A 15,585-nucleotide genomic window follows, 5' to 3' on the forward strand; every position below is an offset into this window, starting at 1 on the left:
CGACGGCCGGCGCCGTCAAGCCTGGGCATGAACGCGGATAACGCCCCCTCCTCAACTCCGGCGACTGGCCAAACGGCCAACTTCGCGCCTTCACCTGAAGCCACTGGTAAACTCGGGCAACCAAAGCAACAACCTGATGCCTGACTTATGACCACGCTGTCGCCCGACGCCTTCGCCGGCCACACCCCGATGATGCAGCAGTACCTGCGCATCAAGGCCGACCATCCCGACACGCTTGTCTTCTACCGGATGGGCGACTTCTACGAGCTGTTCTTCGAAGACGCGGCGAAAGCCGCACGCCTGCTCGACCTGACCCTCACGCAACGCGGCGCATCGGCCGGCACGCCGATCAAGATGGCCGGCGTACCGCATCACGCGGTCGAGCAGTATCTTGCGAAGCTCGTGAAGATGGGCGAATCGGTCGCGATCTGCGAGCAGATCGGCGATCCGGCCACGTCGAAGGGCCCCGTCGAGCGCAAGGTCGTCCGTGTCGTCACGCCCGGTACGCTGACCGATGCCGCGCTGCTGTCCGACAAGAACGACGTCTACCTGCTCGCGATGTGCACGGGTCATAACAAGCGCGGCGTAGCGGTGAATATCGGCCTTGCGTGGCTGAACCTCGCGAGCGGCGCGCTGCGGCTCGCCGAAATCGAACCCGACCAGCTCGCTGCCGCGCTCGAACGCATCCGGCCGGCCGAGATCCTGACGCCGGACGGCGCGACCGATGCCGTGCCGGCCGGCGCGGGCGCAAGCAAGCGCGTGCCGGCATGGCACTTCGACATCGCGTCGGGCACGCAGCGCCTGTGCGACCAGCTCGATGTCGCGAGCCTCGACGGTTTCGGTGCGCATTCGCTCACGAGCGCGTGCGGCGCAGCAGGCGCGCTGCTGCTCTATGCGGCCGCCACGCAGGGCCAGCAACTGCGGCATGTGCGCAGCCTGAAGGTCGAGAACGAAACCGAGTACATCGGGCTCGATCCGGCCACTCGCCGCAACCTCGAACTGACCGAGACGTTGCGCGGCACCGAATCGCCGACCCTGTATTCGCTGCTCGACACCTGCTGCACGACGATGGGCAGCCGCCTGCTGCGTCACTGGCTGCATCACCCGCCGCGTGCGTCGGTCGCCGCGCAGTCGCGCCAGCAGGCGATCGGCGCACTGCTCGATGCACCGGCAAACGCCAGCCTCGATGCGCTACGCAGCGCGCTGCGCCAGATCGCCGACGTCGAACGGATCACCGGGCGTCTCGCGCTGCTGTCCGCGCGCCCGCGCGACCTGTCGAGCCTGCGCGACACGTTCGCCGCGCTGCCGGCGCTGCGCGAGCGCATCAGCGCGATCGTCGCGAACGCGGACTCACTCACCCGCGTCGACGCAGCACTCGCACCGCCCGCCGAATGTCTCGACCTGCTGACGAGCGCGATTGCGCCCGAGCCGGCCGCGATGGTGCGCGACGGTGGTGTCATCGCGCGCGGCTACGACGCCGAGCTCGACGAACTGCGCGACATCTCGGAGAACTGCGGACAGTTCCTGATCGATCTCGAAGCGCGCGAGCGCACACGCACCGGCATCGCGAACCTGCGCGTCGAATACAACAAGGTGCACGGCTTCTACATCGAAGTCACGCGCGGCCAGACCGACAAGGTGCCCGACGATTACCGCCGGCGCCAGACGCTGAAGAATGCCGAGCGCTACATCACACCCGAACTGAAGACCTTCGAGGACAAGGCGTTGTCCGCCCAGGAACGCGCACTGGCGCGCGAACGCGCGCTGTACGACGCGGTACTGCAGGCGCTGCTGCCGTTCATCCCCGAGTGCCAGCGCGTCGCGTCGGCGCTCGCGGAACTCGACCTGCTCGCCGCATTCGCCGAACGCGCCAGCGCGCTCGACTGGGTCGCGCCGACCTTTACCGACGAGATCGGCATCGAAATCGAACAGGGCCGCCACCCGGTCGTCGAAGCGCAGGTCGAACAGTTCATCGCGAACGACTGCCGCTTCGGCACCGAGCGCAAGCTGCTGCTGATCACCGGCCCGAACATGGGCGGTAAGTCGACGTTCATGCGGCAGACCGCACTGATCGCGCTGATGGCTTACGTGGGCAGCTACGTGCCGGCCAAGTCGGCATGCTTCGGCCCGATCGACCGGATCTTCACGCGTATCGGCGCGGCGGACGATCTCGCGGGCGGCCGCTCGACGTTCATGGTCGAGATGACCGAAGCTGCGGCGATCCTCAACGACGCAACGCCGCAAAGCCTCGTGCTGATGGACGAGATCGGCCGCGGCACGTCGACGTTCGACGGCCTCGCGCTCGCGTGGGCCATCGCGCGCCACCTGCTGGCGCACAACGCGTGCTACACGCTGTTCGCGACGCACTACTTCGAGCTGACGCAACTGCCGGCAGAATTCCCGCAAGCGGCCAACGTCCACCTGTCGGCCGTCGAACACGGCCACGGGATCGTGTTCCTGCACGCGGTCAACGAGGGCCCGGCCAACCAGAGCTACGGCCTGCAGGTCGCGCAGCTCGCAGGCGTTCCGGCGCCCGTGATCCGCGCCGCACGCAAGCACCTCGCGTATCTCGAACAGCAGTCGGCGTCGCAGCATACGCCGCAGCTCGACCTGTTCAGCGCGCCGCCGGTGGCCGCCGACGATCTCGAATGCGCGGACGCGCCGGCGCTGCCCGACACACCGCATCCGGCGCTCGAAAAACTGCGCGACATCGATCCCGACGATCTCAAGCCGCGCGAAGCGCTCGACCTGCTGTACGAACTGCGCACGCTGGTCCGGTCGCACGATGCCGACGGGCACGCGTAAGCGCATCCCGCGCCGCCTGCCGGCTCGCACGGCCGCCGCGCTCGTCGCGGCCGTGCTGGCGCTCGCGCAGGCTGCCGCGCTGGCCGCGCCGCCGAAGCGCAGCACCACGCCCTACTCGTTCGCGGTCGTGTCGGGTGTGATCAACGCCCCTGCTGACGAACCGGCCGCCCAGCGGCTGCTCGATGCGATCGCGCGCGAGCGCAACCTCGCGTTCGTCGTCTATGCGGGCGATCTCAAGGGTTCGAAGGAAGCGTGCCGCGATGCGCTGTATTCGCAGCGCGGCGCGATCCTGGATGCGGCACGCGTGCCGCTCGTATTCATTCCCGGTCACGACGACTGGGTCACGTGCAACACCGCGGCCGGCGGCGGCTACGATCCGGTCGAGCGGCTCGACTTCCTGCGGCAGACGCTGCTCGCCGATTCGGCACTGCCCGACCCCGGCGCGCTGCAGATCACGCGGGAAAGCGAAGTCGCGCGGTTCCGGCCATATCGGGAAAACGCCCGCTGGATGCGCGACGACATCGTCTACGTCGCGCTCAACGCGCCGGCGCCGAACAACCACTACCTGACGGCCGGCGGCCGCAACGGCGAATTCGAGGACCGCATCATCGCGAACGGTTTCTGGATCGACCACGCGGCCGAATATGCGAAGCGGCGCGAGGCACGCGCGATGGTGGTGATGTTCGAAGGCGATCCGCAGTTCGAACGCTATGAACGTGCGGAACGCTTCGCATGGCTGCGTTTCAACCGGCCGCGCGTGCGCGACGGCTTCCGTGAGTTGAAACGAACGCTGGTGAAGGCGGCGGCGACATTCCGCGGCCCGATACTCGTGATGCACGCGAGCGGCGAACCACTTGCGAACGGCTTTCTGATCGACCGCCCGCTGCGAGCAGACGACGGTGAACTGGTAGGAAACGTGACGCGCGTCGCGATCGGACCGCGCCATCCGACGAATCAGTGGGTCAAGGTGAGCGTGTCGCCGGCTCGGCAAACGATCTTCAACGTGAGCCTGCAGGAGGTGCCGAAGAACCTGCCCGTGCCGCCCGCGCTGCCGCTCGTGCCGCGTGACGATGTGCCGCTGCCACAGATGCCGGAAATCCCTGCGTTGCCGGCGCTGCCCGACTCGTCGTCGGTCGCGCCGCCATTGCAGGGTGACAGCGCCGCACCAGGCGGCGCGTCATGGCCGGCGCCCGCCCCTGCGTCGGGGCCGGCACCCGGCCTGCCTGCGAGCTCAGTGCAGGGTACGCCCTGACGGCGCTTCGCCGTCTTCGTCTTCGTCCTCGTCGACGATCTCGAGCCCTTCCGCGCCATGCGCGTGCTCATGCTCGATTTCGTCTTCGGTGGCTTCGCGAACGTCCTTCACGGTGAGCGCGAAACGCAGTGCCATGCCTGCCAGCGGGTGATTGCCGTCGAGCACGACCTTGTCTTCGGCGATGTCGGTGACCGTATAGATCAGCGAATCGACTTCCTCGTCACCATCTTCCGGCGTGCCTTCGAACTGCATGCCCACTTCGAGCGGCTCGGGAAAACGATCGCGCGGCTCGATCTTCACGAGTTCGGGATCGTAGTCGCCGAACGCGTCCTGCGGTTCAAGCTGAACCTCCGCCTCGTAGCCCGGCTCATGGCCGTCGAGTTGTTCCTCGATCTTGGGGAACGTGCCATCATAGCCGCCGTGCAGATAAACCATCGGCTCGTCGCTTTCCTCGATCAGATTGCCCTGTGCATCCGACAGCTTGTAAGTGACCGACACGACAGTGTTTTTTGCGATTTTCATCCAATTCTCCCAAATACAAGTCTCATTATACGATGCGCAACCGGTCTCAAGCCGAACCGCGGGATGCCGCTGCCGCCCCGTTCGGCGCGCCGCCTTCCGATCTTCCCACACCGCTGCTCGGCGGTCTTACGCCGGCGCAATTCATGCGCGGCTACTGGCAGAAGAAGCCGCTCCTGATCCGCCAGGCGATCCCCGGCGTCGCGTCACCCGTCACGCGCGACGCGCTGTTCGAGCTCGCAGCGGACTATGACGCGGAATCGCGACTGATCACCCATTTTCGTAACAAGTGGCAACTTGAGCACGGCCCGTTCGAGCCAGGCTCGCTGCCGGCCGTCACGCGCAAGGCCTGGACCCTGCTCGTGCAGGGGCTCGACCTGCACGTCGATGCCGCGCGCGCCCTGCTCGACCGCTTCCGCTTCATCCCCGACGCGCGTCTGGACGACCTGATGATCTCCTATGCGACGGACGGCGGCGGCGTCGGCGCGCACTTCGACTCATACGACGTATTCCTGCTGCAGGTCGAAGGCCGGCGCCGCTGGCGCGTCGGCGCGCAGAAGGACCTGTCGCTGCAGCCGGACGTGCCACTGAAGATCCTCGAAAACTTCGAGCCGAGCGACGAATGGGTGCTGGAACCCGGCGACATGCTCTACCTGCCGCCGCACATCGCGCACGACGGCGTCGCCGAAGGCGAATGCATGACCTGCTCGATCGGCTTCCGGGCCCCGTCCGCCGGCGAGCTGGGCGCCCAGTTCCTGTACTATCTCGCGGAGCGTGGCGGCCTGCGCGACAGTGGCGACGACGACCTTTACCGCGATCCGAAGCAGCCGGCCGTCGACACGCCCGCCCAACTGCCCCCGGCGATGGTCGAGCGCGTTGCCGAGATCGTGGACGCGATCCGCTGGCGCAAGCGGGACGTCGCCGAATTCCTCGGCTGCTACCTGAGCGAGCCCAAACCGAACGTCGTTTTCGACCCGCCCGCCCGTCCGCTGTCCGAGTCCGCGTTCATCACGCAAGCGTCACGTCGTGGCGTGTGTCTCGACAGAAGGGCCGCATTGATGTATAACGCGCGCTCGTACTTCATTAATGGTGAAGAAGGACCGCTCGAGCAGGCCAGCGAATGGCTGCCCGAACTGGCCAATCAACGCCAGATGGAGGCGAAACGGTTTGTAACACTATCCCGGGTTCCCTCAATGACAGCCTTATTGCACGAGTGGTATCGTGCGGGCTGGATACGGGTCGGAAACCGGAATTAGTGTGAGTCGCCCCGTATGCCCGTACGGATCAAATTCTGTATGGGAAAGACAACGTATTGACCCCGCATTTGTCGACGGTCGATAGGAAAGTGCATATAATTTCCGCCCAAGCCGTAGGGAAGATTCACGCTCTAGAAGTGCATCTCCACCAGCGGCCCAGGTCGGTGTTGGAGCACATTACCGGTATTGTTTCGCGCTGTTGCTTACCTTTAACCATAAAAGGACGTGATCATGAAGAAATCCCTCCTCGTAGCTTCCCTGTTGGCTGCTGTTGCACTGGCTGCTTGCAACAAGAGCGCTGATCAAGCTGCTTCGTCGGCTGCAAGCGACGCGGCTGCTGCTGCATCGACGGCTGCTTCGGCAGTTGCTGGTGCTGCGAGCGACGCTTCGGCTGCTGCTTCGTCGGCAACGGCTGCTGCGAGCGACGCTGCTGCTGCAGTGGCGTCGGCTGCTTCGGCAGCGACGGCTGCTCCGGCTTCGGGCGCAAGCCAGTAAGCCTCAGCGTCAGCTGAAAAAAAACCGGCCCGAGGGCCGGTTTTTTTACGTCTGTCGTTTCCGCGTTTGTCGCACGGCAGTCGCACCGGGCCGCCGCAGCGGCCCTGCCCCGCTCATCCGAGCGCGAGCCAGTCGAAGCCCGCTTCCTGCGTGGCCACGACCACCTCCTCCCCGCTCGTCCCCAGTACGCCGCCAAACGCCTGGCGGACCAGTTCCGGCAGGTTGTTCTGCTGGCTCAGGTGCGCCGCGACCAGGTGCTTGAGGCGGCTGCGCTCGAGCGACGCGAGGATGTCCGCCGCGGCGTCATTGCTCAGGTGGCCGTGGTTGCCGCCGATACGCGCCTTCAGCGACTGCGGATAGCGGCTCGAGGCCAGCATCGCGGTGTCGTGGTTGGATTCGAGCACCAGCGCGTCACAGCCGCTCAGGACGGCCGTGATGTGCGGCGTGGCCATCCCGACGTCCGTCAGCACGCCGAGCCGGCTGGCGCCGTCCATAAAGACGAACTGGAGCGGCTCACGCGCGTCGTGAGGAACCGTATAGGGCATCACGGCCAGATCGCGTATCGCGACCGTCTCGTCGCCCCACAGCACGTGGAGATCGACATCGGCCTCGTCCGCGCCGACCGCGCGTGCGGTGCCCCAGCTCATGTAGAGCGGCAGCGATCCGCGACGAGCGAGCGTCAGCGCACTGCCGACGTGGTCGCTGTGTTCGTGGGTAATGAGGACCGCATCGAGATCGCCGATGCAGAGATTCAGTCGGCCGAGCCGGCGCTCGACCTCCTTGGCAGAAAAACCGCAGTCGAGCAGCACGCGGGTGGTCGTCGTGCCGCTCGAGGCCTCGACGACCAGCGCGTTGCCTTCGCTGCCGCTTCCGAGGCTGGAGAATCGCACGCGCTCAGTTCAGCTGCGCGTGGAGCAGCGAAATGATCCGCTGCGCGTCCGACGAGTTGTCAACCTGGCCGTTTGCGCCGACCACCGCAACCTGCGTGCTGCCGTTGCCCTGTGCGCGCACGTTGACCAGGAATTCCCTGCCCGGCTTCGCAGCCGACGGGCCACCGTAGAACAGCTTGCCAAACAGGCCGTCGCGCTTCAGCTCTTCCATCGTGTTCGCATAGCGCACGGTGTACACACCCTTCTCGCGATCGCGATTGTCGACCGCGAAGTTGGTGCGGTCGAGCGCCAGACCCACACGCAGCCATGCGCGGTCGAACGACTCGGCCAGTTGCAGCGTCGCCCCGCCGCTGCTCGTGTCGCTGACCTGCGTCGGCGCCGTCGCGGGATGTGCATCGGTCAGCAGCTGCTTCGCCTGCGCATCGGTCAGGCCGAACTTCTGCATCAGCTTCGACAGGAATACGGCTTCGAGCACCGGGTTGCGCGGACGCTCTTCCCAGCGCGACGACGTGCCGCCCTGCGGGCCGACCATCATTTCTTCCATCGCGCTGTGCGTGATCGAGATGTCGGTGTTGCCGTCCGACGTGCGGTTCACGAGCGTCCGGAAGCGGTCGCGCGTGCCGGACGAGTACGCGAAATCGATGACCTTGCCGATCGTGCGGCGGAACCAGTCATCGGGGATGTTCGCGCGGTTTTCAGCCCAGTCGGTGGCCATGATGCCCGTCGACGGCGCGTCGGTCTTCAGCGAGAAGCCGTTCTCCTGCCAGAACTCCTTCAGGATCGGCCACAGCTGCTCGGGCGTCCGGCCATCGACGACGAGCCAGCGGCGGTCGCCGTCGCGCTCGATGTGCATGCCAAGCGGATCCTGCGCGCTCGGGATGCCGTCGGTCGCGTTGCCGGCCTGCGTCGTGACCCGCGGGGGCAGCGTGCCGAGGCCCGCGTTGCTCGGCGGCGCGACGAACTGCTGCGTCGTCGGCACCGGCTTCAGGTCGCTCGGCACAGCGAGCGGCGGCGCCGAACCGGTGTTCTTGTAGTTGACCCGGTCAGGGGCCAGGTAGTCGTTCAGCGTATCGCAGCCGGCGAGCGCGCCCAGCGCCAGCGCCACCACCGACATCTGGATGGCGCGAGAAGAAAAGGCGAAACGTTTCATGAAATCCTTCGTCTTGCTAGAACGCTCGTCAGGAGCGGCGCCGGACGGAGCCGGCCGGTGCGGGTTGATCAGGGTTCGAGCCGGCGGCCGCAGGACGCGGCCGCCTCGGCATCAGGCGAGGACGCCGGCCTCGACGAGGGCCGAACGCACGGCTTCGTGGCAGCGCTCGTCGAGCGCCGTGAGCGGCAGCCGGATGCCGCCCTGCATCTTGCCCATCGCCTGCAGCGCCCACTTCACCGGAATCGGGTTCGCCTCGATGAACAGGTTCTTGTGCAGCGACAGCAGCTTCATGTGCAGCGCGCGAGCCGTCTGTACGTCGCCGGCCAGCGCCGCGCGGCACAGATCGCTCATCGCACGCGGTGCGACGTTCGCCGTCACCGAGATGTTGCCGTGGCCGCCAAGCAGCATCAGCGCGATCGCGGTCGGATCGTCGCCGCTGTAGATCGCGAAATGCTTCGGCGCGGCCTTGATCAGGTGCGCGGCGCGATCGATGTTGCCGGTCGCTTCCTTCACGCCGATGATGCCCGGGACTTCCGCGAGGCGCAGCGTCGTCTCGTTCGCCATGTCGGCGACCGTGCGGCCCGGCACGTTGTACAGGATCACCGGAAGATCGACCGCTTCGGCGATCGTCTTGAAGTGACGGTACATGCCTTCCTGCGTCGGCTTGTTGTAGTACGGCACGACCTGCAGCGTCGCGTCCGCGCCGACAGCCTTCGCGTGCTTCGTCAGCTCGATCGCCTCGGCGGTCGAGTTGCCGCCCGCGCCCGCGATGATCGGGATGCGTTTCGCCGCATGCTCGACCGCCGTGCGGATCATCAGGATGTGCTCTTCGACGTTGAGCGTTGCCGACTCGCCGCTCGTACCGACCACGACGAGCGCATCGGTGCCTTCCGCGATATGCCAGTCGATCAGTTTGCGAAACGCCGGCAGGTCGAGACTGCCGTCTTCGAGCATCGGGGTGACGATCGCGGGGATGCTGCCGCGGATTTGAATGCCGTCTTGGGTGCCGTTAGCCATGAAACGCGATTGAGAGTATGTACCGGTAAACGTTGAGATTGTAGCGGATTAGCCGGGCAGTTCGTAACGTGGAATTCCCGCCCCCGCCTTCGGGGTCGCGCCCTCGCGCACTGCGCAGAGACGCTGGACGAACGCCTCGCGCGGCGCGGCGACGAACCCGTCCTCGTACGCGACCACCCGCAGGCGGCCGTGCACGGCGTCCAGCAGCTCGCCCGGGGCGAGCAGGAACGCGGGGTTGGACGGTTTCCCGACCGTTTCGTTTCCTTGCGCGAAGGTTTCGTAGATGAGCACGCCGCCCGGCGCCACCGCATCAAGCAGATGGGGCCAGAGCGGACGATGCAGGTAATTCGTGACGATCACGGCCGAGAACCGCTCGCCGGCCGGCAGCGGCCACGGCGCGCCTTCGAGATCGGCGGCGCGGGCATCGACGCCCGGTATCGCCCTCAATGCGGCCAGTGCAGTCGGGTCGCGGTCGAGTGCGACGACCGGATGCCCGTGCGACGCGAACCAGCGCGCATGGCGGCCGCCGCCCGCAGCGACATCCAGCACCGCGCCGCCCGGCGGCACGAGCCGCGACCATTGCGCGACCCAGCGCGACGGCTCGGCCTGCGCGACGTGGCCGCCCGCGGCGGTCATGACGGATGCGTTCATGCGGTCGATCAGTTGTACGACAGGCCCATCGCGTCGCGCACGTCGCGCATCGTTTCCGTCGCGTACTTGCGCGCCTTGTCGCAACCGTCCGCGACGATCGCGCGCAGCAGCGACGGATCGTCCATGTACTTCTGTGCGCGCTCGAGCATCGGCTGCTGTTCGCGCAGGATGCCTTCGACGACCGGCTGCTTGCAGTCGAGACAGCCGATGCCTGCCGAGCGGCAGCCCTTCTGCACCCAGTCGTGCGTCGCTTCGTCGGTATAGACCTGGTGCAGCTGCCACACCGGGCACTTGTCGGGATCGCCCGGATCAGTGCGGCGCACACGCGCGGGATCGGTCGGCATCGTGCGGACCTTCTTCGTGATCGTCTCGGCGTCTTCACGCAGGCCGATCGTGTTGCCGTACGACTTGGACATCTTCTGGCCGTCCAGGCCCGGCATCCGCGATGCTTCGGTCAGGAGCGCCTGCGGCTCGACCAGGATGATCTTGCGCGCGCCTTCGAGATAGCCGAACAGGCGCTCGCGGTCGCTCATCGACAGGCTCTGCGATTCCTGCAGCATCGCGCGCGCCTGTTCGAGCGCCTCGTCGTCGCCCTCCTGCTGATACGCGTTGCGCAGCTCGTGATAGAGCTTCGCGCGCTTGCCGCCGAGTTTCTTCGCGGCGTCGAGCGCCTTTTCCTCGAAGCCCGGCTCGCGACCATACAGGTAGTTGAAGCGGCGCGCGATCTCGCGCGTCATCTCGACGTGCGGCACCTGGTCTTCACCGACCGGCACGAGCGAGCCGCGATACAGCAGGATGTCGGCCGCCATCAGCACCGGGTAGCCGAGGAAGCCGTACGTTGACAGATCCTTGTCCTTCAGCTTCTCCATCTGCTCCTTGTAGGTCGGCACGCGTTCGAGCCAGCCGAGCGGCGTGCTCATGCCGAGCAGCAGCGCGAGTTCCGCATGCTCGGGCACCTTGCTCTGGATGAACAGCGTGGCCTGCGCCGGATCGATGCCGGACGCGAGCCAGTCGATCAGCACGTCCCATACGTTCTTCTCGATGACCTCGGGAGTCTCGTAATGCGTCGTCAACGCATGCCAGTCGACGACGCAGAAGAAGCACGGGTACTCGGACTGCAGTTTCACCCAGTTTTTCAGCACGCCGTGGTAGTGACCGAGGTGCAGCGACCCGGTGGGTCGCATGCCGGAGAAAATACGTTCAGGGAACATGATTGTCGTTAGAGAAGCGAGGCGAATGGGGACAGGATGGCGCTCAGGACGGCGTAGCCGACGTTGACGAGCGGGCGCAGCCAGAAGTTCGTCAGCACGCCCGTCATGACCAGCACGAGGACGATGATGAAACCGTACGGCTCGATCCGCGACAGCGCGATCGATTGCTTCGTCGGCAGCAGCGCCGCAAGGATGCGGCCGCCGTCGAGCGGCGGCAGCGGGAACAGGTTCAGCACGCCGAGCACGAGGTTCGCGCTGACGCCGGCAAACGCCATCCGCGTGAAGAACGGCTCGTCGATGCCGACGGCGGGCAGCACGAGGGTCAGCAGGCCCCAGATCAGCGCCTGCACGAAGTTGCAGGCCGGGCCCGCAAGCGAGACCCACAGGCTGCCCCAGCGCGGATTGCGCAGGTTGCCGAACGACACCGGCACCGGCTTCGCATAGCCGAACAGGAACGCGCCGCCCGTCAGGAAGTACATCGCGAGCGGGATCGCGATCGTGCCGAGCGGATCGATGTGGCGCATCGGATTGAACGACACGCGCCCCATCACGTAGGCGGTGTTGTCGCCGAGCAGCCGGGCGGCGTAGCCGTGCGCGGCCTCGTGCAACGTGATCGCGAAGATCACGGGCAGTGCGTAGACGGCGATGGTCTGTATCAGGGAAGCATCCATATCGCGTTATTGTAACAAGCGCACTCGCGCAAAAAATGGAACGGCGCGCTTACGCCGCCGATAGCCCGAACGGTTCGAGCGCGCCGCGCCCCGCGCGCACGAGCTCGGGCTCCTCGCCGGTCAGGTCGATCACCGTCGACGGCTCGCGCGGGCATGCGCCGCCGTCGATCACGAGGTCGACCTGTTTCTCGAGCCGCTCGCGGATTTCTTCGGGTTCGTTGAGCGGCTCGTCGTCCGGCGGCAGGATCAGCGTCGTGCCGAGCAGCGGCTGGCCGAGCGATTCCAGCAACGCGAGCGTGATCGCGTGATCGGGCACGCGCAGCCCGATCGTCTTGCGCGACGGGTGCGACAGCCGGCGCGGCACCTCCTTCGTCGCCTGCAGGATGAAGACGTACGGGCCGGGTGTCACCGACTTGATCTGACGGTACTGGCGGTTATCGACCATCGCGAAGTTGGCGAGCTCCGACAGGTCGCGCACGAGCAGCGACAGGTGCTGCTTCTCGTCGAGGCCGCGAATCCGGCGCACGCGCTCGACCGCGTCCTTGTCGTCGAGATGGCACGCGAGCGCATAGCTCGAATCGGTCGGCATCGCGATCACGCCGCCCTTGCTGACGATTTCCACGGCCTGCTTGATCAGGCGCGGCTGCGGATTATCCGGGTGAATCCTGAAGAACTGGGACATGGGGAGTCGTAAAGGGGGAAAAGTCGGATGCGCGCCGACGGCAACGCGGACGGCAGGCCGCCGCCCAGTGTCAGAGCCAGCGCTCCCAGACCGGAGTCAGGTCGGGCGGCAACGGCGGCAGGCTGCCGAGCTCGACACGGCCCTCGCCTGGCGCATGGAAATCCGAGCCGCGCGACGCTTCGAAGCCGAAGCGGCGGGCGACGTCCGCGTATTCGCGGTACTGGTCGGGGGTGTGGCTGCCCGTGACGACCTCGATCGCGCGGCCGCCCAGATCGATGAACTCGCCGAAGAACGCGTCGAATTCGACGGGCGTGTAACGGTAGCGGCCCGGATGCGCGACCACGGCTTCGCCGCCGGCCGCCCGAATCCACGCGACAGCGTCGGGCAGCGTCGCCCAGCGGTGCGGGACGAACCCGGGCTTGCCGTCGCCGAGCATGCGATCGAACACATCGGACGTCGACGTGGCGTGACCGTTCTCGACGAGAAAACGGGCGAAGTGCGTGCGCGAGATCAGGTCGGGATTCGACACGTACTTCAGCGCGCCTTCGTACGCACCGGGAATGCCGAGCGTGGCGAGCTGCTCGCCGATCGCCACCGCGCGTGCCGCGCGGCCATGGCGCGTGCGGTACAGGCCGTCGACGAGCACCTGGTTCGCGGGATCGACATTCAGGCCGACGATGTGCACGGTGCGCGACGCCCACGTGACCGAAATCTCGACGCCGCTCAGGTAGCGCATGCCGAGCGCTTCCGCTTCGCTGCGCGCCGCTGCCTGGCCGCCGATCTCGTCGTGGTCGGTCAGCGCCCACAGGGTCACGCCGCCGGCATGGGCGCGGCGCGCGACGTCGGCAGGCGACAGCAACCCGTCGGAAACATTCGAATGGCAGTGGAGATCAGCGTTCATTGTCGGCATGGCAGGTAAGGCTTCATTCTACTGCAACGCGGCAATGCGCCGCCCGCCTGCCCCGCCGCTGCCGCCGCGCGCTTACGCGCAGAACGCCTCGATCAGCGCCGCGATCTGCTCGGGCTGGTCGTGATGCACCATGTGGCCGGCATCCTCGACGAGCTTCTCGCGCCAGTCGGGGAATGCGTTGAAACGCGCCTTGAATTCCGACAGCGGGATGTCGCCGGCGATGTGGGCCAGCGTCGGCGAATTGACGGCCTCGACGTGCAGCACCTTCGCGCGCACCTGCGCCCAGGTAGCCATCACTTCGTCGAGCCGGTACAGCAGCGGGCCCGGCATCTTGTGCGCCGCGTCGGCCAGCAGGTGGTACTGGCCGTCGTCGCCGCGCTTCGACCAGTGTGCGGCGAGAAACGCCGCACGGCGCGGATCGAGCCGCGGATTGGTCTTGGTCAGGCGCGCCGCGACGGCGTCGAGTGACGCGTAAGGACGCAGCGCGGGCGGTTCGCGCAACTCGTCCAGCCAGCCGCGCAGCCGGCGCGGCGCCTGCTCGGCCCGCGCGGGCGCGAGCCCGAAACCCTCGAGATCGACCACGCGCCGCACGCGCTCCGGCCGCGCGCCGGCATACAGGCACACGACGTTCGCGCCCATGCTGTGCCCGACCAGGTTGACTTCGCCGGTCGGCGCATAGTGGTCGATGAGCGCATCGAGGTCGCCCAGGTACTCGTGGAACCAGTAGTGACCGCCGCCCTGCCGAGCGACCGGCCAGTCGGAGAGCCCGAAACCGCGCGCATCGGGCGCGATCACCTGCCAGTCGCCCGCGAGCGCATCGACGACGAACTGGAACGACGCCGCGACGTCCATCCAGCCGTGCAGCATGAACAGCGTCGGCGCATCGGGCCGGCCCCAGCGCCGGACATGCAGCTGAACGCCGCGCACCGTGACGAAATCGGAAACAGAACTCGAGGCACTCATTGCAGCCGCCAAAAAAAAGAATGATCGTTCGATTATAGCGGCGACGCCCTCTTTCCGGCGTCCGGCAATCGAGGCGCCGCTCTAGCAACACCCGCACGCAACAGGCCATGAGGGAGCACCATGCGCCGGGGGCCCAGGAACGGCTGGCGGCAATCGAAACGCGGCCGAGCGCGAGCCGGCTAGCGTGGCGCGTTGCCGTCCACCACGTCCTGCGCGGCCAGTTCGTCGAGTTCGGCCTGCTCGAATCCGGCATCGCGGCGCGCATCGAAATTGAACGGGCCACGCAGCCGTGGCGCATGGTACTGCTCGGCGAGGCGCCGGTAGGTCGGCACGGGATCGTGGCCGGCTCCGTCGCACAGATGCCGGAACCAGCGGTTGCCGATCGCGACATGGCCGATTTCGTCGCGCAGGATCACGTCGAGGATCGCGGCCGACGCATCGTCGCCCGCCTGCACGAGCCGCGCGCGGATCGGCGGCGATGCATCGAGCCCGCGGGCCTCGAGCGTGCGCGGCACGAGCGCCATGCGCGCCAGCACGTCGCCCTTGGTCCGTTCGCACATGTCCCACAGACCGTTGTGCGCGGGAAAATCGCCGTACGCATGCCCGAATGCCGCCAGGCGGTCGGACAGCAGCGTGAAGTGATAGGCCTCCTCGGCCGCGACCTTCAGCCAGTCCGCGTAGAACGGGGCCGGCAGGCCCGTGAAGCGCCAGACCGCGTCGAGCGCCAGGTTGATCGCATTGAACTCGATATGGGCCAGCGCGTGCAGCAGCACGGCGCGCCCTGCGGGCGAACGCATGCTGCGCCGCTCGAGCTGGCGCGGCTCGACGAGCGGCGGACGCGCCGGGCGCCCGGGCAGATCGGCCGGCTCGGGCAATTCGAGCGACGGGGCGATCACCGCCTGCCCGGCCAGCAGCGCATCGTAGAGCGCGCGCACCTGGGCAGCCTTGGCCACGGGTTCGGCGTCGCGCAGCGCGGCAAGCGCGGCGCGGCGCACGCAGGCACGCGCATTGCGGAAAGAAGAAGACTCCATGCTCATAAACGGGGACACCCTGCGTGCGCATCGCGGGAGCGTACGCACGCGACGGTTTACAATAGGCGATTGTTCCGCGGCG

Annotated in this window: 16 protein-coding genes; 5 read left to right on the forward strand and 11 right to left on the reverse strand. The window is 67.1% G+C overall.

Annotated elements, in window-relative coordinates:
• Positions 1 to 147: 147 nt before the first annotated feature.
• Complete coding sequence (gene mutS, locus BCEP18194_RS17080; protein WP_011352525.1) at positions 148 to 2,805, forward strand: DNA mismatch repair protein MutS; 2,658 nt, start codon at positions 148 to 150, stop codon at positions 2,803 to 2,805.
• The gene (locus tag BCEP18194_RS17085; RefSeq protein WP_011352526.1) at positions 2,786 to 4,057 is read left to right on the forward strand and encodes a hypothetical protein; all 1,272 of its coding nucleotides are present in this window, start codon (positions 2,786 to 2,788) and stop codon (positions 4,055 to 4,057) included. The genes mutS and BCEP18194_RS17085 overlap by 20 nt, the downstream gene beginning before the upstream one ends.
• On the opposite strand, the gene BCEP18194_RS17090 is transcribed toward BCEP18194_RS17085, so the two are convergent.
• Positions 4,037 to 4,579 carry an FKBP-type peptidyl-prolyl cis-trans isomerase gene (locus tag BCEP18194_RS17090; protein WP_011352527.1) on the reverse strand — a complete coding sequence of 181 codons (543 nt, stop codon included), beginning with the start codon at positions 4,577 to 4,579 and terminating at the stop codon, positions 4,037 to 4,039. The genes BCEP18194_RS17085 and BCEP18194_RS17090 overlap by 21 nt on opposite strands.
• Positions 4,580 to 4,611: 32 nt before the next feature.
• On the opposite strand from BCEP18194_RS17090, the gene BCEP18194_RS17095 reads away from it, so the two are divergent.
• The 3 genes from BCEP18194_RS17095 to BCEP18194_RS40770 are packed head-to-tail and all read left to right on the forward strand — an operon-like array spanning position 4,612 to position 6,327.
• Positions 4,612 to 5,832 carry a cupin domain-containing protein gene (locus BCEP18194_RS17095; RefSeq protein WP_011352528.1) on the forward strand — a complete coding sequence of 407 codons (1,221 nt, stop codon included), beginning with the start codon at positions 4,612 to 4,614 and terminating at the stop codon, positions 5,830 to 5,832.
• Positions 5,833 to 5,888: 56 nt separating this feature from the next.
• Positions 5,889 to 6,134: a hypothetical protein gene (locus tag BCEP18194_RS42365; protein WP_075122947.1), complete on the forward strand. Its 246-nt coding sequence runs from the start codon at positions 5,889 to 5,891 to the stop codon at positions 6,132 to 6,134.
• A complete protein-coding gene (locus BCEP18194_RS40770; RefSeq protein ID WP_041493100.1) occupies positions 6,064 to 6,327 on the forward strand; it encodes a hypothetical protein in 264 nt (87 codons plus the stop codon). The genes BCEP18194_RS42365 and BCEP18194_RS40770 overlap by 71 nt, the downstream gene beginning before the upstream one ends.
• Before the next feature lie 113 nt (positions 6,328 to 6,440).
• Here BCEP18194_RS40770 and BCEP18194_RS17105 read toward each other — a convergent pair whose 3' ends face one another.
• The 10 genes from BCEP18194_RS17105 to BCEP18194_RS17150 all read right to left on the reverse strand — a co-directional run bounded on the left by BCEP18194_RS17105 (position 6,441) and on the right by BCEP18194_RS17150 (position 15,509).
• Positions 6,441 to 7,217, reverse strand: coding sequence for an MBL fold metallo-hydrolase (locus BCEP18194_RS17105; protein ID WP_011352530.1), 777 nt, complete (start codon positions 7,215 to 7,217; stop codon positions 6,441 to 6,443).
• 4 nt (positions 7,218 to 7,221) lie between these two features.
• On the reverse strand, positions 7,222 to 8,367 hold the full coding sequence (gene bamC / locus BCEP18194_RS17110; protein WP_011352531.1) for an outer membrane protein assembly factor BamC: 1,146 nt from the start codon (positions 8,365 to 8,367) through the stop codon (positions 7,222 to 7,224).
• A gap of 111 nt (positions 8,368 to 8,478) precedes the next feature.
• Positions 8,479 to 9,384 carry a 4-hydroxy-tetrahydrodipicolinate synthase gene (gene dapA / locus BCEP18194_RS17115; RefSeq protein ID WP_011352532.1) on the reverse strand — a complete coding sequence of 302 codons (906 nt, stop codon included), beginning with the start codon at positions 9,382 to 9,384 and terminating at the stop codon, positions 8,479 to 8,481.
• 48 nt (positions 9,385 to 9,432) lie between these two features.
• A complete protein-coding gene (locus tag BCEP18194_RS17120) occupies positions 9,433 to 10,035 on the reverse strand; it encodes a class I SAM-dependent methyltransferase (RefSeq protein WP_011352533.1) in 603 nt (200 codons plus the stop codon).
• A gap of 8 nt (positions 10,036 to 10,043) precedes the next feature.
• Positions 10,044 to 11,246: a tryptophan--tRNA ligase gene (locus tag BCEP18194_RS17125; RefSeq protein ID WP_011352534.1), complete on the reverse strand. Its 1,203-nt coding sequence runs from the start codon at positions 11,244 to 11,246 to the stop codon at positions 10,044 to 10,046.
• A gap of 8 nt (positions 11,247 to 11,254) precedes the next feature.
• Entirely contained in the window at positions 11,255 to 11,917 is a 663-nt protein-coding gene (locus tag BCEP18194_RS17130; protein WP_011352535.1) for a site-2 protease family protein, read from the reverse strand.
• 49 nt (positions 11,918 to 11,966) lie between these two features.
• Positions 11,967 to 12,599, reverse strand: coding sequence for an L-threonylcarbamoyladenylate synthase (locus BCEP18194_RS17135; protein WP_011352536.1), 633 nt, complete (start codon positions 12,597 to 12,599; stop codon positions 11,967 to 11,969).
• Positions 12,600 to 12,669: 70 nt separating this feature from the next.
• Positions 12,670 to 13,500, reverse strand: a complete 831-nt coding sequence (locus BCEP18194_RS17140; RefSeq protein ID WP_041493101.1) for a 3',5'-nucleoside bisphosphate phosphatase — start codon at positions 13,498 to 13,500, stop codon at positions 12,670 to 12,672.
• Positions 13,501 to 13,581: 81 nt separating this feature from the next.
• On the reverse strand, positions 13,582 to 14,472 hold the full coding sequence (locus BCEP18194_RS17145) for an alpha/beta fold hydrolase (RefSeq protein ID WP_011352538.1): 891 nt from the start codon (positions 14,470 to 14,472) through the stop codon (positions 13,582 to 13,584).
• Positions 14,473 to 14,651: 179 nt separating this feature from the next.
• Positions 14,652 to 15,509 carry a ferritin-like domain-containing protein gene (locus tag BCEP18194_RS17150; RefSeq protein ID WP_011352539.1) on the reverse strand — a complete coding sequence of 286 codons (858 nt, stop codon included), beginning with the start codon at positions 15,507 to 15,509 and terminating at the stop codon, positions 14,652 to 14,654.
• Positions 15,510 to 15,585: the final 76 nt, after the last annotated feature.

It is taken from the genome of Burkholderia lata (assembly GCF_000012945.1).
GTDB classification, from domain to species: Bacteria; Pseudomonadota; Gammaproteobacteria; order Burkholderiales; family Burkholderiaceae; genus Burkholderia; species Burkholderia lata.